14 protein-coding genes and 5 pseudogenes are annotated in these 18,663 nt (G+C 66.7%); 3 read left to right on the top strand and 16 right to left on the bottom strand.

Features of this window, described 5'->3' with window-relative positions; genetic code table 11:
* Positions 1 to 12 precede the first annotated feature (12 nt).
* The 15 genes and pseudogenes from rnhB to rpsB form a co-directional block, all read right to left on the bottom strand.
* Positions 13 to 744, bottom strand: coding sequence for a ribonuclease HII (gene rnhB / locus BMG07_RS17650; RefSeq protein WP_198085657.1), 732 nt, complete (start codon positions 742 to 744; stop codon positions 13 to 15).
* Positions 716 to 1,864, bottom strand: a complete 1,149-nt coding sequence (gene lpxB / locus BMG07_RS17645) for a lipid-A-disaccharide synthase (protein ID WP_198085677.1) — start codon at positions 1,862 to 1,864, stop codon at positions 716 to 718. Before lpxB ends, rnhB begins: the two co-directional genes overlap by 29 nt.
* Positions 1,865 to 1,874: 10 nt before the next feature.
* Positions 1,875 to 2,662, bottom strand: a pseudogene (lpxA, locus tag BMG07_RS17640) (acyl-ACP--UDP-N-acetylglucosamine O-acyltransferase).
* Positions 2,663 to 2,687: 25 nt separating this feature from the next.
* Positions 2,688 to 3,146, bottom strand: coding sequence for a 3-hydroxyacyl-ACP dehydratase FabZ (fabZ, locus tag BMG07_RS17635; protein ID WP_269759106.1), 459 nt, complete (start codon positions 3,144 to 3,146; stop codon positions 2,688 to 2,690).
* A 23-nt stretch (positions 3,147 to 3,169) separates the two neighbouring features.
* Positions 3,170 to 4,147 carry a UDP-3-O-(3-hydroxymyristoyl)glucosamine N-acyltransferase gene (gene lpxD, locus BMG07_RS17630; RefSeq protein WP_198085655.1) on the bottom strand — a complete coding sequence of 326 codons (978 nt, stop codon included), beginning with the start codon at positions 4,145 to 4,147 and terminating at the stop codon, positions 3,170 to 3,172.
* A 14-nt stretch (positions 4,148 to 4,161) separates the two neighbouring features.
* A pseudogene (locus BMG07_RS17625) lies at positions 4,162 to 4,712 on the bottom strand (OmpH family outer membrane protein).
* Positions 4,713 to 7,146, bottom strand: a pseudogene (gene bamA / locus BMG07_RS17620) (outer membrane protein assembly factor BamA).
* A 38-nt stretch (positions 7,147 to 7,184) separates the two neighbouring features.
* A pseudogene (gene rseP, locus BMG07_RS17615) lies at positions 7,185 to 8,554 on the bottom strand (RIP metalloprotease RseP).
* 30 nt (positions 8,555 to 8,584) lie between these two features.
* On the bottom strand, positions 8,585 to 9,772 hold the full coding sequence (gene ispC, locus BMG07_RS17610; RefSeq protein WP_198085654.1) for a 1-deoxy-D-xylulose-5-phosphate reductoisomerase: 1,188 nt from the start codon (positions 9,770 to 9,772) through the stop codon (positions 8,585 to 8,587).
* Positions 9,769 to 10,613, bottom strand: a pseudogene (locus tag BMG07_RS17605) (phosphatidate cytidylyltransferase). The gene ispC and the pseudogene BMG07_RS17605 overlap by 4 nt, the downstream one beginning before the upstream one ends.
* A gap of 19 nt (positions 10,614 to 10,632) precedes the next feature.
* A complete protein-coding gene (gene uppS, locus BMG07_RS17600) occupies positions 10,633 to 11,361 on the bottom strand; it encodes a polyprenyl diphosphate synthase (RefSeq protein WP_198085653.1) in 729 nt (242 codons plus the stop codon).
* A gap of 8 nt (positions 11,362 to 11,369) precedes the next feature.
* Positions 11,370 to 11,930 (bottom strand): ribosome recycling factor, encoded by a 561-nt coding sequence (gene frr, locus BMG07_RS17595; protein WP_198085652.1) that lies wholly within the window; start codon positions 11,928 to 11,930, stop codon positions 11,370 to 11,372.
* Between the two features lie 11 nt (positions 11,931 to 11,941).
* On the bottom strand, positions 11,942 to 12,664 hold the full coding sequence (gene pyrH / locus BMG07_RS17590) for a UMP kinase (RefSeq protein ID WP_198085651.1): 723 nt from the start codon (positions 12,662 to 12,664) through the stop codon (positions 11,942 to 11,944).
* A gap of 96 nt (positions 12,665 to 12,760) precedes the next feature.
* A complete protein-coding gene (gene tsf, locus BMG07_RS17585) occupies positions 12,761 to 13,684 on the bottom strand; it encodes a translation elongation factor Ts (RefSeq protein WP_198085650.1) in 924 nt (307 codons plus the stop codon).
* 80 nt (positions 13,685 to 13,764) lie between these two features.
* On the bottom strand, positions 13,765 to 14,520 hold the full coding sequence (gene rpsB / locus BMG07_RS17580; protein ID WP_056581327.1) for a 30S ribosomal protein S2: 756 nt from the start codon (positions 14,518 to 14,520) through the stop codon (positions 13,765 to 13,767).
* Positions 14,521 to 14,730: 210 nt separating this feature from the next.
* Here rpsB and BMG07_RS17575 point away from each other — a divergent pair, with 210 nt between their 5' ends.
* Together BMG07_RS17575 and BMG07_RS17570 are read left to right on the top strand one after the other, a co-directional pair.
* Entirely contained in the window at positions 14,731 to 16,056 is a 1,326-nt protein-coding gene (locus BMG07_RS17575) for an amidase (RefSeq protein ID WP_198085649.1), read from the top strand.
* Between the two features lie 53 nt (positions 16,057 to 16,109).
* Positions 16,110 to 17,363 (top strand): D-amino acid dehydrogenase, encoded by a 1,254-nt coding sequence (locus BMG07_RS17570; protein WP_198085648.1) that lies wholly within the window; start codon positions 16,110 to 16,112, stop codon positions 17,361 to 17,363.
* Here BMG07_RS17570 and BMG07_RS17565 read toward each other — a convergent pair.
* Positions 17,353 to 17,781 (bottom strand): hypothetical protein, encoded by a 429-nt coding sequence (locus tag BMG07_RS17565; RefSeq protein WP_198085647.1) that lies wholly within the window; start codon positions 17,779 to 17,781, stop codon positions 17,353 to 17,355. The genes BMG07_RS17570 and BMG07_RS17565 overlap by 11 nt on opposite strands.
* A 37-nt stretch (positions 17,782 to 17,818) precedes the next feature.
* Between BMG07_RS17565 and BMG07_RS17560 the strand changes: the two genes are divergently transcribed.
* On the top strand, positions 17,819 to 18,663 hold an 845-nt coding region (locus BMG07_RS17560), incomplete at its 3' end, for an NAD(P)H-hydrate epimerase (protein ID WP_198085646.1).

The following is an 18,663-nucleotide window of genomic DNA, read 5'->3' as shown; positions in this document are numbered from 1 at the left end:
GGAAAGAGGGATTCAGGGTGCGGCGCGCAGGTCGAGGCGCACGGGCTCGGCAAGGCCGATGACCATCGCCGCCTCCGCGCTTCCCGCCGGCACGACGACGCTCATGGTGGCGCCGGCCGCCGCGGTACGGGCCAGCGCCGCCGCCACAGGGCTGAACGACCGGCGGTGATGCACGCAGGCGCCGTGGCGCTGCAGCGCCTCCAGGTGCTCTCGCGTGCCGTAGCCCTTGTGGCCGGCAAAGCCGTAGTGCGGGAATTCGGCGTGCAGTTGCTCGCACAGGCGGTCGCGATGCACCTTGGCCAGGATCGAGGCCGCCGAAATGGCCTTGACCCGCGCATCGCCCTTGACGATGGCCTCGGCCAGCACGTCGAGCGTCGGCAGGCGGTTGCCGTCGACCAGCACTTTCACCGGCTTCAGGCGCAGCCCTTCGACGGCGCGGCGCATCGCGAGCATCGTGGCCTGCAGGATGTTGTGGGTGTCGATTTCCTCGACGCTGGCCTGCGCGATGGAGCAGCACAGCGCCTTGGCGAGGATCTGGTCGTGCAGGCGTTCGCGCTGCAGGGCGGTCAGCGTCTTGGAATCGGCCAGGCCACGGATCGGCCGCAGGTCGTCGAGGATCACGGCGGCCGCCACCACGGGCCCGGCCAGCGGCCCGCGCCCCGCCTCGTCGACGCCCGCCATCAGCCCCGGTGCGTCCCACACCAGCGGGGCCTGCTCAGCCTTCAAGAACTTTCTGGATCGCATCGGCGCAAAGTGTCGGCGTATCGCGCTGCAATTGCACATGCAGCTCTGAAAATCTTTGTTGCAACGCCTGCGCCTTCTCGGGCGCGTCGAGCCAGGCCAGCGTGGCCTTGGCCAGCGCCTCGGGCGTGGCAGCCTCCTGCAGCAGCTCGGGCACCACGAAGTCGCGGCACAGGATGTTGGGCAGGCCGACCCAGGGCTGCAGCTGCTTGCGTTGCATGAGGCGCCACGAAAGGCCGTTCATGTTGTACGCGATGACCATCGGCCGCTTGAACAGCGCCGCTTCGAGCGTGGCCGTGCCGCTGGCGATCAGCGTGGCGTCGCAGGCGGCCAGGGCGGCATGCGACTGGCCGTCGAGCAGCTTCACGCGGCCGGTCATACCGCTGGCCTGCAGCAGGGCGTCGACCTCCGCGCGCAGGCCCGGCAGGATGGGCGCCACGAACTGGATGCCCGGCCGCTCCTTCTGCATCAACGCTGCGGCGGCGAAGAAACGGGCGGCGAGATAGCGCACCTCCGAACGGCGGCTGCCGGGCAGCAAGGCAACGACCTGCGCGTCGGGCGCCAGGCCGATGGCCGCGCGTGCACCGGCACGGTCGGGCGTCATGGGGATCACGTTGGCCAGGGGATGCCCGACGTAGCTGCCCGCCACGCCGTGCTCCGCCAGCAAGGCGGGCTCGAACGGGAAGATGCACAGCACGTGGTCGGCCGCCGCGCGGACCTTTTCGATACGCTCCGGGCGCCACGCCCAGATCGACGGGCAGATGAAATGCACCGTCTTCATGCCCCGGCTGCGCAGGCCCGCTTCGAGGTCGAGATTGAAATCGGGCGCGTCGACGCCGATGAACAGCTCGGCCCATTCGCGCAGCAGCCGGGCCTTGAGCTGGCGGCGAATGCCAGCGATCTCGGCGTAGTGCCGCAGCACCTCGACATAGCCGCGCACCGCGAGCTTTTCCTGCGGCCACCAGCTCTGGAAGCCGTGGGCCAGCATGCGAGGGCCGCCGATGCCGACGGTCTCCAGGCCGGGCCAGCGCGCTTGCAGCCCGTCGAGCAGCAGGCCCGCGAGCAGGTCGCCGGAGGCTTCGCCCGCGACCAGCGCGAAGCGTCGCTGTCCGTCCTTCTGCATGGCGGTCACGTCAGCGCGCGATGCCGCGCGCGAGTTGGCGATGAAGGATTCCATCAGCGCGATATCGCTTGCCGCTTCGGGCATTTCCGTGGCGAGCGCAGCGATGGCCGTGCGCGCCTCTTCGAGCGTCTTGCCCTGGCGGTACAGCAGCCGGTGCATCTGCTTCACGGCCGCGAGCCGCTGCGCCGAAAAGTCGCGCCGGCGCAGGCCGACGATGTTGAAGCCGCGCACCGCCAGCGGGTTGCCGTCAACCAGCATGAAAGGCGGCACGTCTTGAGACACCGCACTGGCAAACCCGACCATCGCGTGCGCGCCGATCGAGACGAACTGGTGGATGCCGGTGAGCCCACCGATCGTCACCCAATCGGCCAGGTGCACGTGACCGGCCAGCGTGGTGTTGTTGGACAGCGTCGTGTGGTTGTCGACCCGGCAGTCGTGCGCGATGTGCGTGTACGCCATGATCCAGTTGTCGCTGCCCACGCGCGTGACCCCACCCGCCCCCGGCACGCCGAGGTTGAAGGTGCAGAACTCGCGAATGACGTTGCGGTCGCCGATGACCAACTCGGTCGGCTCGCCGGCGTACTTCTTGTCCTGCGGCACGGCGCCGAGGGACGAGAACTGGAAAATGCGGTTGTCGCGCCCGATGGTCGTGCGCCCCTCGATCACGCAGTGCGCGCCGACGGTGGTGCCCGCGCCGATCCGCACGTGCGGACCGATCACGGTGTAGGGGCCGACCGACACCGAGGCGTCGAGTTGTGCCTGGGGGTCGACGAGGGCTGTCGAATGAACCTGGGTCATGCCTTGTGAAACGACTGCGGCCGGATCAGTTGATCTGGCGCATGGCGCACATCAGCGTCGCCTCGCAGGCGAGCTCGCTGCCCACCAGCGCGCGGCCCTTGAACTTGGAAATGCCGGCCTTCATGCGTTCGATCTCGACTTCGAGCGTCAGCTGGTCGCCCGGTTCCACGGGACGCTTGAAACGCGCACCGTCGATGGCGGCAAAGTAGTAGACGGTGTTGTCGTCCGGCACGATGTCGAGCGAGTAGAACGACAGCAGCGCTGCGGCCTGGGCCATGGCTTCGAGCATCAGCACGCCCGGCATGACCGGACGGTGCGGGAAGTGGCCGTTGAAGAACGGCTCGTTCATGGTCACGTTCTTGAGCGCCGTGATGCGCTTGCCCTTTTCCATGTCCAGCACGCGGTCCACCAGCAGGAACGGGTAGCGGTGGGGCAGCAGCTTGAGGATTTGGTGGATATCGAGCGCAATCGCTGGCTTGGTCATGATTTTCTGTTCCTGCATCGTCGTCATTTTTTCGAGGGAGCCTTCTCCAGCGCCTTCAGTCGTTCGCGCAGGCTGTGCAACTGCTTGAGCGTTGCCGCATTCTTTTCCCAGCTCGCATTGTCATCGATGGGAAACATGCCGGTGTATTGGCCGGCCTTGTGGATCGAACGGGTAACAATGGTTGCGGCGGACACATGAACGCCGTCGGCCACCGTCAGATGGCCCAGCACGATGGCACCGCCGCCAAAGGTGCAGTTGGCGCCGATGATGGCACTGCCGGCCACGCCGACGCAGCCGGCCATGGCGGTGTTCTTGCCCACGCGCACGTTGTGGCCGATCTGGATCAGGTTGTCGAGCTTCACGCCGTCTTCGATCACGGTGTCATCGAGCGCGCCGCGGTCGATGCAGGTGTTGGCGCCGATCTCGACGTCGTTGCCGATGCGCACCGCGCCCAGCTGCTCGATCTTGATCCACTGGCCCTGGTGCAGCGCGAGGCCGAAGCCGTCCGCCCCGATCACCACGCCCGGGTGCAGCAGGCAGCGCTCGCCGACGGTGCAGTCTTCGCTGACCGTCACGCGCGACTTCAGCACGGTGCCAGCGCCGATGCGCGCACCCCGCTCCACCACGCACAGCGCGCCAATGCGCGCCGTCGGGTCGACATGCGCCTCGGCATGAATGACTGCGCTGGGATGGATGCGATCGGCCTCTGGACGCGCGTGATGCGCCTTCCAGAGCTGCGTCAGGCGCGCGAAGTAGTAGTAGGGATCGGGCGTGACGATGAATGCGCCACGCGTCGCGGCCGCCTCGCGCATGGCGGGCGACACGATGACGCACGCGGCCTTCGAGGCCGCGAGCTCCTGCTGGTATTTGGGATGGCTCAGGAAACTGAGCGCATCGGGCTGTGCATTCTGCAGCGGTGAAAGCCGCTCGATGGACAGCGCCGCATCGCCATGAAGCTCGCCCCCGAGGGCGTCAACGATGGCTCCGAGCTGCAGTGACACGCCGGTTCGCGGCGTTACTTGCCGGCCGCGGGTGCTGCAGAGCCGACCGACGCGTTCAGCGCCTTGATCACCTTGTCGGTGATGTCGTGCTTCGGGTTGATGTAGATCGCTTCCTGCAGGATGGCGTCGTACTTTTCAGCCTCGGCCACCTGTTTCACCACCCGGTTGGCACGCTCGTAGACCTGTTGCAGCTCTTCGTTCTTGCGCGCATTCAGGTCTTCCTGGAATTCACGGCGCTTGCGCTGGAAATCGCGGTCCTGGTCGACCAGCGCGCGCTGGCGCGAGACGCGCTGGCTTTCCGACAGCGTGGGCGCTTCACGCTCGAACTTCTCGGAAGCCGTCTTCAGGGCATCGCCCTGCCCGGTCAGGTCTTTCTCGCGCTTGAGGAATTCCGCCTCGAGCTTGGCCTGGGCGCCTTGGCCGGCTGAGCCTCACGCAGCACGCGGTCCGGGTTCACGAAACCGATGCGAAAGGTTTCCTGTGCTTGCGCCTGGGCAGGCGCAGCAACGAGCACGAGAGCGGGAATCAACAACGCGCCTGCCGCGGCGCGAATCAAATGCTTCATTTAGAAAGACGTTCCGATCTGGAATTGGAGGCGCTGGATTCTATCCTTCGGGATCGTGACGAGCCCGGTCTGCGGATCCGTGACTTCCTTCTGGGACTTGATGGGGAAGGCGTAAGCCAAGCGCAGCGGGCCCAGCGGCGAGATCCAGCTGACCCCGAGACCGACCGACGCGCGCAACTTCTTCTGGGCGCTCCATTGAGCGTCGGTGACATTGGCCGCGCGGGAGCCGAAGACATTGCCGACGTCGAAGAAGCCGTACAGGCGCAGCGTGCGATCGTTGCCGGCGCCGGGGAACGGCGTGCTCAATTCGGCATTGAAGATCGCCTTCTTGGTACCACCCAGTGCGGCGCCGTCGGTCTGACCGAACAGCGGCACGTCGCGCGGGCCCAGCGAGTTCTGCTCGAAGCCGCGGATCGACCCGAGACCACCGGCGTAGAAGTTCTTGAAGATCGGGTAGACCTTGTTGCCGAGGGCCTTGGCATAACCCACCTCGCCGTTGACCGAGAAGGTGTACTGCTTGTTGATCGCGAAGAACTGCTGGTACTGGTAGTTCGTCTTGATGTACTGCATATCGCCGCCCACGCCCAGCTCGACGTTGGCGCGCTGCATCCGGCCCGTGGTCGGGGTCAGCGCGCTGTCGCGGCTGTCACGCCCCCAACCGATGCTCAGAGGAACACCCCAGACGCTCTTCTGGTCGCAACCGAGCACGAGGAAGCCGGTGGCGTCCTTCTTGCATTGGAAGTAATTGAGATAGGAGTTCGGCGTGACCAGGCCCGCATACACCGATGAGCCGTTCGGGTCGAAGGCATAGCGCTCCAGCCCGATACCAAAGAAGACCGTGTCAATTTCGCTGAACGGCACACCAAAGCGAATCGTGGCACCCTGATTGACGAGCTTGTAGTCACCGTCTTCCGACGCGGAGTAAGGCCGCGTCGTCGTGTGGTACACGCTGATCGTGCGCGAGATGCCGTCCTTCGTGAAGTACGGGTCAGTCGTGGTCAGCGACAGCGTACGGTTGTACTTGCTGGTGTTGACCTGCACGCCCAGGAAATTACCCGAGCCGAACACGTTTTCCTGCGAGATACCGAAGGTCAGCGCGACCTTGTCGGAGCTCGAGTAGCCGGCGCCGAGCTGCAGGCTGCCGGTGGGCTTTTCGGCCACGTTGACGGTCAGGTCGACCTGGTCGGGCGAACCGGGGACCTCCTGGGTTTCGACGTTCACTTCAGTGAAGAAGCCCAGGCGGTCGACGCGGTCGCGTGACAGCTTGATCTTGTCGCCGTCGTACCACGAGGCTCGTACTGGCGGAACTCGCGACGGATCACTTCGTCGCGGGTCTATTGTTGCCACCGACGGACACGCGGCGCACGTACACGCGGCGCGAAGGCTCGGCCTGCAACGTCAGCGTCACGCGGTTGTTCACGCGATCAATCTCGGGACGTGCCTGCACGCGAGCGAACGCATAGCCGAAGGTGCCGAAATAGTCGTTGAAGGCCTTGGTGGTCTCGGTGACCTGCTCGCCGTTGTAGGGCTCGCCCGGCTTGATCGTGATGAGCGACTTGAACTCGTCGTCGCGACCCAGGTAGTTGCCGTCGAGCTTGACGCCGGCCACCACGAACTTCTCGCCTTCGGAGATGTTGACCGTCACGGTCAGGTCCTTGCGGTCCGGCGAAATGGCGACCTGCGTCGAGTCGATGCGGAACTCGAGGTAACCGCGCGTGATGTAGTACGAGCGCAGGGTTTCGAGGTCGGCGTTGAGCTTGGCGCGCGAGTACTGGTTCGACTTGGTGTACCAGCTCATGAAGCCGCCGCTGTCCTGGTCGAACAGGCTCAGCAGCGTCGATTCGCTGAAGGCCTTGTTGCCCACCACGTGCACTTCGCGGATGCGGGCCGAATCGCCTTCGGTGACCGTGAAGGTCAGGTTGACACGGTTGCGCTCAATGGGCGTGACCGTCGTCACGACCTGCGCGTTGTAGAGGCTGCGGCTCACGTACTGGCGCTTGAGCTCCTGCTCGGCGCGGTCGGTCAGGGCCTTGTCGTAGGGACGGCCGTCGGTCAGGCCGACTTCACGCAGCGCCTTGGTCAGCGCGGCCTTGTCGAATTCCTTGGTGCCGACGAAGTCGACGTCCGCGATGGTGGGCCGCTCTTCGACGATCACCACCAGCACGTTGCCGTTCACGTCGATGCGCACATCCTTGAACAAACCCAGCTCGAACAGCGCGCGGATCGCGGCCGAACCGCGATCGTCGCTGTAGGTGTCGCCCACGCGCAGGGGCAGCGATGCGAAGATCGTGCCGGCCTCGACGCGTTGCAAGCCTTCGACGCGAATGTCGCGTACCGTGAAAGGCTCGACAGCCCATGCAGCCGTGGCGGCGAGCGCACTGGCAACCACCGCGACAACGCTACGCAGGCGAAAGCGACTGAAGTTTTTGTTCATCTGTGAATTGAGCCGGCACGGAAAGGGCCGGCAGAAAGTTAACCAAAGAGCCGCGTGACGTCGTTGAACAGTGCAACCGACATCATGACCAGCAGCAGAGCAACCCCGCCGCGCTGCAGCCGTTCCATCCAGGCGTCAGAGACGCTTTTACCGGTCAGGCCCTCCCAAAGATAATACATCAGGTGCCCCCCATCGAGGACCGGGAGCGGCATGAGATTGAGTACACCCAAGCTCACGCTGATCAGCGCGAGGAACACCAGATACTGCGTCAGGCCGAGGCTTGCGGACTTGCCAGCATAGTCGGCAATGGTGAGCGGACCGCTCAGATTCTTAAGGGAAGCTTCACCAATGACCATCTTGGCCATCATCCGCACGGTCAGCGCCGACACCTCCCAGGTGCGCACCACGCCGCGCCAGACACCGTCGATCGGCCCCTGGCGCACGGTCACCATTTCAGGCGGCGCGCCCACGTAGGCGCCGATACGGCCGACCTTGGCGGCGCCCTCGGCGCGCACTTCCGGCTTGACGTCGAGCGTGAGCGACTGGCCGCCGCGCTCGATCCGCCAGGCCTGGGTGCGGGGTTGGTCGCCGTCGACCGAGGCGCGGATCACTTCGCGCAGTTGCTGCCCGTCGACGATGGCCGTGTCACCGATGGCGCGCACCACGTCGCCATTGCGCAGGCCCGAGCGCTCGGCGGCGCTGTCGGCCATGACTTCGCCGATTTCGGGTTTTGTGAGCGGCGCCAGCACGCCGATCTTGCGGAACATCTGCGGATCGGCATCTCGGGTCTCGAGGCGGCTCAGCGGCAGCACCAGCGTGCGCGCGGGCTTGCCGCCCTCGCCCGCCACTTCGAGCGTCAGGTCGTGGCCGTCGAGCGCGCCGCGCGTCATGCGCCAGCGCAGGTCTTCGAAGGATTGCACCGGCGACAGGTCGCCGTCGAAGCCCGCTTGCGTGATGTGCTCCCCGCCGCGCAGGCCCGCCGTTTCGGCCAGCGAAGCCGCGACCGGCCGGCCCAGCGTGGCCACAGGCTCCTGCACGCCGATCCAGTTGACCGCCGTGTAGAGCACCACCGCCAGCAGCAGGTTGGCAATCGGGCCCGCCGCGACGATGGCCGCGCGCGAACGCAGCGGCTGGGTGTTGAAGGCGCGATGCCGCTCTTCGGGCGCGACCGGCCCTTCACGCTCATCGAGCATCTTGACGTAGCCGCCCAGCGGAAAAGCGCCGATGACGAACTCGGTCGACTGCCCCGGATGCTGGCGCTTGGGCTGCCAGCGGAACAATGTTTTACCGAAGCCGACCGAAAAACGCTCCACCTTGACGCCGCAGCAACCGCGACGCGGTAGTGGCCGTATTCGTGCACCGCGATCAGGACGCCAAGCGCGACCACAAAGGCTATGACAGTAAGCATCCGGGTCCTTTGATCTGGGGTGGGTCGTCGTCAGGCTGCAAAACGCAATGCCGCGGCATTGGCCGCCGCGCGGGCGCTGGCATCGAGCGCCAGCAGGTCCGCCAGCGATGCCGGCTTGGAGGGCGAGACCGTTTCCAAAGTTTCCATGTTGACCGCATGAATGCGATCAAAACGCAGCCGTCGGTCCAGAAAAGCCTCGACCGCGACCTCGTTGGCCGCGTTGAGCACCGCCGTCGTGCCCGGCGCGGCGCGCAATGCGTGCCATGCCAGCCCCAGCCCGGGAAAAAGCGCGGCGTCGGGTGCGGTGAAGGTCAGCGAGGCCATCTGCCGAAAATCGAGCCGCGCGGCGCCACTCTCGATGCGCTCGGGCCAGGCCAGGCCGACCGCGATCGGCACCCGCATGTCGGGCGTGCCGAGCTGGGCGATGACCGAGGCATCGGTGAACTGCACCATCGAATGCACCACGCTCTGCGGGTGGATCACGACCTCGATCTGCTCGGGCGACACGCCGAACAGGTGGCGCGCCTCGATCACTTCGAGCGCCTTGTTCATCATCGTGGCCGAGTCGACCGAGATCTTGCGGCCCATGACCCAGTTCGGGTGGGCGCAGGCCTGCTCGGGCGTGACCGTGCCCAGGGTTTCGGGCGCGCGCGTGCGAAACGGCCCGCCCGAGGCGGTCAGGATGATCTTGTCGATGCGCCGGGGCCAGGTGGACGGGTCTTCGGGCAGCGACTGGAAGATGGCCGAATGCTCGCTGTCGATGGGCAACAGCGTGGCGCCGCCCTCTCGCACCGTGCGCATGAACAGCTCGCCACCGACGACCAGCGCCTCCTTGTTGGCCAGCAGCAGGCGCTTGCCGGCGCGCGCGGCGGCCAGGCAGGGCCCGAGGCCGGCGGCGCCCACGATGGCGGCCATGACAGCGTCGACTTCTTCGTGCGAAGCTATCTTTTCAATAGCATCGTCACCTGTCAGGACGACAGTCTTCAGGTTGTTCTGCTTGAGCTTTTCCGCCAGAAGCGCCGCATGCGGCGCGCTGGCCATGACGGCGAAGCGCGGCGAAAACTGCGCGCACTGCGCCAGCAGTTCGTCCACCTTGGTGGCGGCGGACAGCGCGAACACCTCGAAACGTTCGGGGTGGCGCGCAATGACGTCGAGCGTGCTCACGCCGACCGAACCGGTCGAGCCGAGCACAGTGACGCGTTGTCTGGAAGTGTTCACAGGAAAGCGAGCATCATGGCAATGGGAAGCGCGGGCAAGAGGGCATCCACGCGGTCGAGGACGCCGCCGTGGCCCGGCAGCAGCCGGCTGCTGTCCTTGGCGCCAGCGCTTCGCTTGATCAGGGATTCGACGAGGTCGCCCACGACGCTCATCGCGGCAAGGAACAAGGCCCCCAGCAGCAGCAGCCACCAGCCGCGCTCGGCAAGCCGGGTGTAGAGGCTGGCAACGGTCGCTCCCGTCGCCTTGTCGGCCCAGACCCAGGCAAAGGCCAGCACCACCACGCCGATCATCCCGCCCCAGACACCTTCCCAGCTCTTGCCGGGACTGATCGCGGGCGCGAGCTTGTTGCGGGTGAACTTCAGGCCGAGGCCCGGCCGGCGAAATAAGCGAACACGTCGGCCACCCACACCAGCACGAGGATCGAGAGCAGAAAGTTGATGCCGATCATGCGCGCCTGCACGGCAGCAAGCCAAGCAACCCACAGCGCCAGCAGGCCGCCGACCAGCCGCAGCCCGCGCGGAATGCGGGGCCACCCCGGCACCGCCACGCGCAGCAACGCCGCGCCGCCCAGCACCCAGGCCGCGCCGGCCAGCGTCCACATGAGCACCAGCGACTGATCGAGCAGGCCCAGCCACCACGACAACGCGCACAGCAGCACCGTCTCGACGCCCAAGAACACCGACAGCCGCTGGCCGTAGCCGTTCAGGCGCCCCCACTCCCAGGCGGCGGCGCCGATCAGCACCAGCATCACGCAGGCGAAGGGAATGTGGTTTCGGTAGAACAGCGCCGGCAGCAGGATCGCGAGCAGCACGATCGCCGTGAGGATGCGTTGTTTGAGCATGCGGGAGGTTGTCGGGCTGTCAGGCCGTCAAGCCCTGGGGGGCTGCGACCTGTGCCGAGGTTTGACCGAAGCGCCGCTCGCGGCTCTGGAACGCGGCGATGGCCTCGTCCAGCGCAGCCTCGTCGAATTCCGGCCACAGCTTGTCGCTGAAGAAAAGCTCGGCATAGGCACTCTGCCAGAGCAGGAAATTGGACAAGCGCTGCTCGCCGCCAGTACGGATGAACAGGTCGGGGTCGGGTACGTGGGCCAGCGCCATGGCGCGATCCAGGCTTGCCTCGGTGATGGCCTCGCCCTGCGCCGCCAGCCTGGCGGCCGCCTGCGCGATGTCCCACCGGCCGCCGTAGTTGAAGCAGACGTTGAGCACCATGCGCGTGTTGTGCGCGGTGGCGGTCTCGGCGCCGATCAGGCCCTGCACCATCTTCGGCGACAGGCCGCCGCGCTCGCCCACGAAATGCAGCCGCACGCCGTCGCGCGAGAGCCGGGGCACCTCGCGGGCAAGCGCGCCAACCATCAATTCCATGAGCCCGGAGACTTCCTCGACGGGCCGGCTCCAGTTCTCGGACGAGAACGCGAACACCGTGAGCACGCCCACGCCGCGGTCGGCGCAGGCCTTGACGCAGCGGCGCAGCGATTCCACGCCCTGCTTGTGCCCCGCCACGCGAGGCAGAAAACGCCGCGTCGCCCAACGGCCATTGCCGTCCATGACGATGGCAACGTGGTGGGGAATGCGCGGCGTCGACGAGGCCATGGCAGGCCTCAAACGGCCATGATCTCCGCTTCCTTGGCTGCGACCAGCCGGTCGATTTCCGCGATATGGCGGTCGGTGACCTTCTGGATGTCGGCTTCGGCGCGCTTCTGGTCGTCTTCCGACGCCAGCTTGTCCTTGACCAGCTTCTTGACCGACTCGTTCGCGTCACGGCGCAGGTTGCGCGTGGCGATCTTGGCGGTTTCGCCTTCGTTGCGCACCAGCTTGGTCATTTCCTTGCGGCGCTCTTCGCTCATGGCGGGCAGCGGCACGCGGATCAGGTCGCCCATCGAGGCCGGGTTCAGGCCCAGGTCGCTTTCGCGGATGGCTTTCTCGATCTTGGCGCCCATGCCCTTTTCCCAGGGCTGGACGCTGATGGTGCGCGAGTCGAGCACCGACACGTTGGCCACCTGGCTGAGCGGCACCTGCGAGCCGTAGTACTCGACGTGGATCGAGTCGAGCAGCGCCGAATTGGCACGGCCCGTGCGGATCTTGGTGAGGTTGTTCTGGAATGCGGCGAGCGACTGATTCATCTTCGCGTCGGTCGCACTGCGGATGTCTGCAATGGTCATCTCAAATACTCCTAGGCATGCACCAGCGTGCCCTCGTCCTCGCCCATCACGACGCGTCGGAACGCACCGTTCTTGAGGATCGAGAACACCTTGATCGGCAGCTTTTGGTCGCGGCACAGCGCAAAGGCCGTGGCGTCCATGATGCCGAGATTTTGCGCAATCGCCTCGTCGAAAGTCAGCGTGGCGTAGCGCGTTGCATGGGGGTCGGTCTTGGGGTCGGCGCTGTACACGCCGTCGACCTTGGTCGCCTTGAGCACCAGCTCGGCGCCGATTTCGGCACCGCGCAGCGCGGCGGCCGTGTCGGTGGTGAAGAACGGGTTGCCGGTGCCGGCGGCGAACACCACGACCTTGCCCTCTTCGAGGTACTGCAAGGCCTTGGGACGCACATAGGGCTCGACCACCTGCTCGATGGCGATGGCGGACATGACGCGGGCCACCAGGCCCTGCTTGTTCATGGTGTCGGCCAGCGCCAGCGCGTTCATCACGGTGGCCAGCATGCCCATGTAGTCGGCCGTGGCGCGATCCATGCCGACAGAACCTCCCGCGACGCCGCGGAAGATGTTGCCGCCACCGATGACCACCGCCACCTCGACGCCCATGTTCACCACCTCCGCGATCTCCTCGACCATGCGGACGATGGTGGCGCGGTTGATGCCGAAGGCGTCGTCACCCATCAGCGCCTCTCCCGACAGCTTCAACAAGATTCGCTTGTGGGCTGGGCGGGGATCAGACATGGGCAATTTCCTTGAGTTGGCGGGGGCGAGTGTAAAACGTAGCGGTGAAAAAGCGGCGGCACGCGTTCGCGCACCGCCGCTTGTGTGGCGGCTGGATCAGGCAGCAGCCTTGGCAGCGGCAACTTGCGCGGCCACTTCGGCAGCGAAGTCGTCGACCTTCTTCTCGATGCCTTCGCCGACCACGTACAGGGTGAAACCCTTGATCGAGGTGTCGGCGGCCTTGAGCATCTGCTCGACGGTCTGCTTGTCGTTCTTCACGAACGGCTGGTTGTGCAGCGAGACTTCCTTGAGGTACTTCTGCACGCCGCCTTCGATGCGCTTGGCAACGATGTCGGCCGGCTGCGGCTTCTTGCCTTCGGCTTCGGCCGTCTTGCGGTCTTCTTCCGCCTTGCCGGCAGCCACCGCGCGCTCTTTTTCGATCAGTTCGGCAGGCACGTCCGACGCCTGGATGGCGACCGGCTTCATGGCGGCGATGTGCATTGCCACGTCCTTGGCCGACGTGTCGTCGCCTTCGAACTCGACCATCACGCCGATGCGCGTGCCGTGCAGGTACGAAGCCAGCTTGCCGTTGCCGTTGAAGTGCTTGAAGCGGCGGAAGCTCATGTTCTCGCCGATCTTGCCGATCAGGCCCTTGCGCACGTCTTCGAGCGTGGGGCCGAAACCGTCCTGCTCATAGGCCAGCGCGCCCAGCGCGGCGATGTCCGCGGGGTTGTGCTTGGCGACCAGCATCGCGGCAGCGTTGGCCATGGCCAGGAAGCTGTCGTTCTTGGTGACGAAGTCGGTTTCGCAGTTGATTTCGATCATGCCGCCGGCAGCGCCGTCGACAAAAGCCGTGACCACGCCTTCAGCGGTGATGCGGCCCGATGCCTTGCCAGCCTTGTTGCCGAGCTTGATGCGCAGCAGCTCTTCGGCCTTTTCCATGTTGCCGTCGGCCTCGGTCAGGGCCTTCTTGCATTCCATCATCGGCGCGTCGGTCTTTGCGCGCAGTTCGCCGACCATGCTTGCGGTGATTGCAGCCATTGTTGTATCTCCGTGAATTCAAAAATCAGGTTAAAAAAAGGGGCACCAAAGCCCCTTCTTCAGGCTCGCGAGCGCGCCAATCAGGCCGAAGCGCCTTCTTCGACTTCGACGAATTCGTCGCTGCCACCTTCGGCCACGGCCTTGACCACGTCACCGCCGGCGCTGTTGCGGCCTTCGATGATGGCGTCGGCGATGCCGCGTGCGTACAGCGTGACGGCCTTCGACGAGTCGTCGTTGCCGGGGATCACGTAGTCGATGCCTTCGGGCGAGTGGTTGGAGTCAACCACGCCAATCAGCGGAATGCCCAGCTTCTTGGCTTCGGCAACGGCGATCTTGTGGAAGCCCACGTCGATCACGAAGATCGCGTCCGGCAGCGCAGCCATGTCCTGAATGCCGCCGATGTCCTTCTCGAGCTTCGCGATTTCGCGCGAGAACGTGAGCTGCTCTTTCTTGCTCAGGCTGTCGAGGCCGGCTTCTTGCTGGGCCTTCATGTCCTTCAGACGCTTGATCGAGGTCTTGACGGTCTTGAAGTTGGTCAGCATGCCGCCCAGCCAGCGGGTGTCGACGAAAGGCACGCCGGCGCGGCGAGCTTCAGCCGCCACGATTTCACGGGCCTGGCGCTTCGTGCCGACCATCAGGATCGTGCCGCGGTTGGCCGTGAGTTGCTTGGCGTACTTCATCGCGTCCTGGAACATCGGGAGCGACTTTTCCAGGTTGATGATGTGGATCTTGTTGCGGTGACCGAAGATGAACGGAGCCATCTTGGGGTTCCAGAAGCGGGTTTGGTGACCGAAGTGGACACCGGCTTCCAGCATTTCGCGCATGGTGGTAGACATTGAATTAACTCCAAAGGTTGGGTCTAAAATCCAGCCCGTTTTGCGCTCTTTTGAAGAGAGTCACAACACCTTGATTGGGCCGGTTTGCGGATGTGTTTGGCTGGATGCAACGGGAGCCGTCGCTCGACCAGCGAAACCCAAAGAGTATAGCACGGCCGTGACCCCCTTCCCCCCGAACCCGAGCCGCCCGCGCGGCACAGCAGCCCACCCATGAACGACCTCCACGCCGCCCGTCTCGCTCTTCTGGCTGGCGGCCGCGACGCGCGCACCGAGTTGGAGCACGCCATCGGCATCGCCCAGTCTCCGGCCTGCACCCACGTTTTCACCCGCACCATGTTCGACGAGGCCCGCCAGGCCGTCGCCGGCGCCGCCCCCGAAAGCCGGCTTTCCGGCCTCGCCTTCACCGCCAAGGACCTGTTCGACGTCGCGGGCCAGCCCACGCCGGCCGGATCGGTCGTGCTGTCCCATGCGCCGGCCGCCAGGGCCGACGCCCTTGCCGTCGCGCGCCTTCGCGCCGCGGGCGGCGTGCTGACGGGCCGCACCAACATGACGGAGTTCGCCTTCTCGGGCGTCGGCGTCAACCCGCACCACGGCACGCCGGCCAACGTGAGCGACGCCGCCACGCCGCGCATTCCGGGCGGCTCGTCGTCGGGTGCCGCCATCTCGGTGGCCAGCGGGGCCGCTTTCATCGGCCTGGGCTCCGACACCGGCGGCTCCATCCGCATTCCGGCGGCGCTGAACGGCATCGTCGGCTTCAAGAACACCGCCCGCCTCACGCCGGCCGACGGGGCGCTGCCGCTCTCGACCACGCTCGACACGGTCTGCGCCATGACGCGCTCGGTGCGCGACGCCATCACCGCCCACGAAATCCTTGCCGCGCGGCGCGTCACGGCGGGCAACGCTCCGCTGGCGGCCTACCGGATCGCCGTGGTGAAGAACGTGTTCCTCGACGACCTCGAGCCCGCCGTCGCAACCGCCTTCGAGCGTTCGCTGAAGGCGCTTCGCGCCGCCGGCGCCCGCATCCAGGAGATCGCGCTGCCCGAACTGGCCGAGCTGGCGACCATCAACGCCACCGGCGGCTTTTCGGCCGCCGAGTCGCACGCCTGGCACCGGCTGCTGCTGGAGCGCAGCGGCGCCGGCTACGACCCGCGCGTGGTTCAGCGCATCCTGCGCGGCGCCGGCATGAAGGCGCATGAATACATCGACCTGATCCACGCCCGCCGCGACTGGATCGCCCGCGTCGAAACCGCGCTGGCGCCGTTCGACGCCGTGCTGTCGCCCACCGTGCCGATCACCGCGCCGCCCATCGCCAGCGTTGCGCCAGGGGCAGAACGCGACGACGAATTTTTCCGCGTCAACGGGCTGCTGCTGCGCAATCCGTCGATCGTCAACATGCTCGACGGCTGCGCCATTTCCCTGCCCTGCCACGCGCCGGGCGAGCTGCCGGTCGGCCTCATGCTGTGGCATGCCGCGCTGCACGACGACGCCGTGCTCGCAGTGGCCCTGCAAACCGAGCGCACGCTACAGAATCAATAGCTGGCTTCGCCCATACTCAGGGCGTCAGCCGTTTCTCTTATCTAGAACATTCAATGAAAATCGCGATCGTGGGCGCCGGCATCATCGGCGTCACCACCGCCTGGGAACTGGTTTCCGACGGCCATGAAGTGACCGTATTCGAGCGCCGAGGCGCCGCCGCGGAAGAAGCCAGCTTCGCCAACGCAGGCGTGGTCGCCCCCGGATACGTCACGCCCTGGGCCGCACCCGGCATGCGCGGCAAGGTGCTGCGCTCGCTGCTGTCGTCGCAGGGCGCCATCAAGCTGCGCTGGCCGCTGAGCTCGCGCGACATCAGCTGGATGTCGCGCTGGCAGAAGGCCTGCAAGCTCGAGACCTACCTTGCCAACCGCGCGCGCATGCAGCGCCTGGCCTTCTACAGCCGCACCCGGTTGCACGAAGTGACCGAGGCGCGCGAGCTCAGCTACGAGCGCAGCGACGGCTACCTCGTGCTGCTGCGCTCCAAGCGCGAAAAGAAACTGATCCAGCCCGGGCTCGACGTGCTGCGCGCGGCCGGCAGCGTCTTCAAGGAAGTCGATGCCGACGAGGCCCGGCTGATCGAACCCGCCCTCAACCCCGACACCCCGCTGGTGGGCGCCATCCACCTGCCGGAAGACGAAGTGGCCAACTGCCGCCAGTTCGCGCTGCTGCTCAAGTGGGAGGCTGAGTCGCTGGGCGCGCAGTTTCATTTCAACTGCGACATCGCGCCGCTGAGCCGCGCGGCCCCCACCTCGCTGTCGCTGGCCAGCGGCTCGGACCCCGTGCGCTACGACGCCATCGTGGTGTGCGCCGGCCTGGCCTCGGCCTCACTGCTGCGCCCGCTGGGCCTTCGCATTCCGATGGCGCCGATCTACGGCCACTCGGTCAGCGCACCGGTGCGCGAGCCGCTCAATGCGCCGCGCAGCGCGGTGATGGACGAGCGCTACAAGGTCGCCATTTCCCGCCTGGGCCAGCGCGTGCGCGTGGCCGGCAGCGCCGAGATCGGCGGCTCGCTGGACGCGATGAGCCCGGCCGCCGTGCAAATGCTCTACAAGGTGCTGCACGACTGGTTTCCGGGCGCAGCCACGCTGCAGTCCGGCGTGCAGCAATGGAAAGGCGCCCGGCCGATGCTGCCGGACGGCCCGCCCGTGCTGGGCGCCAGCGGTATCCCGGGCGTGTGGCTCAACCTCGGCCACGGCTCGAGCGGTTGGGCGCTGTCGTGCGGCAGCGCGCGGGTGCTGGGCGACCTGATCGCGGGTCAGGACCCGGGGGTCGACCTCGAAGGACTCGGGGTCGAACGGCTCAGTCTCTAGGACCCCATCGGCGCAGGCGCTCCGGGCTGGCGGGCTTTTCCGCCGGCAATTCGGGCTTGGGCGGCGGCATCCACTTGCCGGCGATCCATGCCAGGACGGCCGGCGCAATCAGCACGAAGAAAGCCAGGCACAACAGGTCGGCGCCCAGCAACAGCCACTGCATCGCGCCCGAACCGTCCGTCGCGGGCACGTCCAGCCAGCGCATCACACCGAAGCCGCAGCCCACGCCCAGCGCCCAGGCGACATCGCGCAGCGGCACGCGGCGCAAGGTCACGCCCAGCAGGAACAACCCCCACACCACCGCCAGCCAGCCGAATGCCCAGGCAGCGCCCGCAAGCAGGGCGAGCGCCATGCCGAAAAAGCCGGCGAACCACGCCAGCAGCAGGACCAGCAGCCAACCAAGGGTCTTGAGCGTCATCGCTCGATGATAGGAGGCGCGGCGGCACAATGGATCGATGCACCGCATCACGTCCGCCACCGCCGCCGATCTGTTCGACATCGCCGCCACGCGCCGCATCGAGCAGGTGGCCGCGGCCGCCCTGCCCGCCCACACGCTGATGCAACGCGCCGGCCTCGCGGTCGCGCGGCTCGCCATGGCCGTCGCGCCGCACGCGCGAACGATCTGGGTCGCGTGCGGGCCGGGCAACAACGGCGGCGACGGCTTCGAGGCGGCGGCGCAATTGCGGCACCGGGGGTTCTTCCCCGTCGTGACATTCATCGGGGACGAGGGGCGTCTGCCGCCCGATGCCAAGGCATCGCTGCAGCGTGCCCGTGACGCGGGCGCCACCTTTGCGTCGAGCCCGCCGACGGCTTACGAACTGGCCATCGACGCGCTGCTGGGCATCGGCTCCACGCGACCGCCCGAAGGCACGATGGCCGATTGGCTGCGGCAGATGCATGCGAGCGCGCAGCCGGCGCTGAGCGTTGATGTGCCGTCCGGGTTGAACGCGGACACCGGCGTGCTGCCGAAGAGCGTCGGTCATGCGCAAGCTGCCGCGCGCCACTGCATCACCTTTCTCACCCTGAAGCCCGGCCTGTTCACCGCGCAAGGACGCGACGCGGCGGGCACCGTCTGGTTCGACGACCTGGGCTGCGGCGCCATCACCGACCCACCGGCGGCGCGGCTCGCGGGCGCACCACCAACCCAGCCGCGCGCCCACGCATCGCACAAGGGCAGCTACGGCGATGTCGCGGTGATCGGCGGCGCTACAGGCATGGCGGGCGCCGCGCTGCTCGCGGGCTCGGCCGCGTTGCATGCGGGCGCCGGCCGCGTGTTCGTCGGCCTGCTCGACCCGAGCGC

The sequence above is a fragment of the Variovorax sp. E3 genome, assembly GCF_016082275.1.
Lineage (GTDB): Bacteria > Pseudomonadota > Gammaproteobacteria > Burkholderiales > Burkholderiaceae_C > Variovorax.
Note: the sequence above shows the minus strand (reverse complement) of the source record. Positions and strands in the feature narration are given on the sequence as shown.

Excerpts from the sequence above, each read along its gene's own strand:
- rnhB (WP_198085657.1), bottom strand. The coding sequence starts at position 744 with ATGCGATCCAGAAAGTTCTTGAAGGCTGAGCAGGCCCCGCTGGTGTGG.
- lpxB (WP_198085677.1), bottom strand. The coding sequence starts at position 1,864 with ATGCAGAAGGACGGACAGCGACGCTTCGCGCTGGTCGCGGGCGAAGCC.
- fabZ (WP_269759106.1), bottom strand. The coding sequence starts at position 3,146 with ATGACCAAGCCAGCGATTGCGCTCGATATCCACCAAATCCTCAAGCTG.
- uppS (WP_198085653.1), bottom strand. The coding sequence starts at position 11,361 with ATGGCCTCGTCGACGCCGCGCATTCCCCACCACGTTGCCATCGTCATG.
- frr (WP_198085652.1), bottom strand. The coding sequence starts at position 11,930 with ATGACCATTGCAGACATCCGCAGTGCGACCGACGCGAAGATGAATCAG.
- pyrH (WP_198085651.1), bottom strand. The coding sequence starts at position 12,664 with ATGTCTGATCCCCGCCCAGCCCACAAGCGAATCTTGTTGAAGCTGTCG.
- tsf (WP_198085650.1), bottom strand. The coding sequence starts at position 13,684 with ATGGCTGCAATCACCGCAAGCATGGTCGGCGAACTGCGCGCAAAGACC.
- rpsB (WP_056581327.1), bottom strand. The coding sequence starts at position 14,520 with ATGTCTACCACCATGCGCGAAATGCTGGAAGCCGGTGTCCACTTCGGT.
- BMG07_RS17575 (WP_198085649.1), top strand. The coding sequence starts at position 14,731 with ATGAACGACCTCCACGCCGCCCGTCTCGCTCTTCTGGCTGGCGGCCGC.
- BMG07_RS17570 (WP_198085648.1), top strand. The coding sequence starts at position 16,110 with ATGAAAATCGCGATCGTGGGCGCCGGCATCATCGGCGTCACCACCGCC.
- BMG07_RS17565 (WP_198085647.1), bottom strand. The coding sequence starts at position 17,781 with ATGACGCTCAAGACCCTTGGTTGGCTGCTGGTCCTGCTGCTGGCGTGG.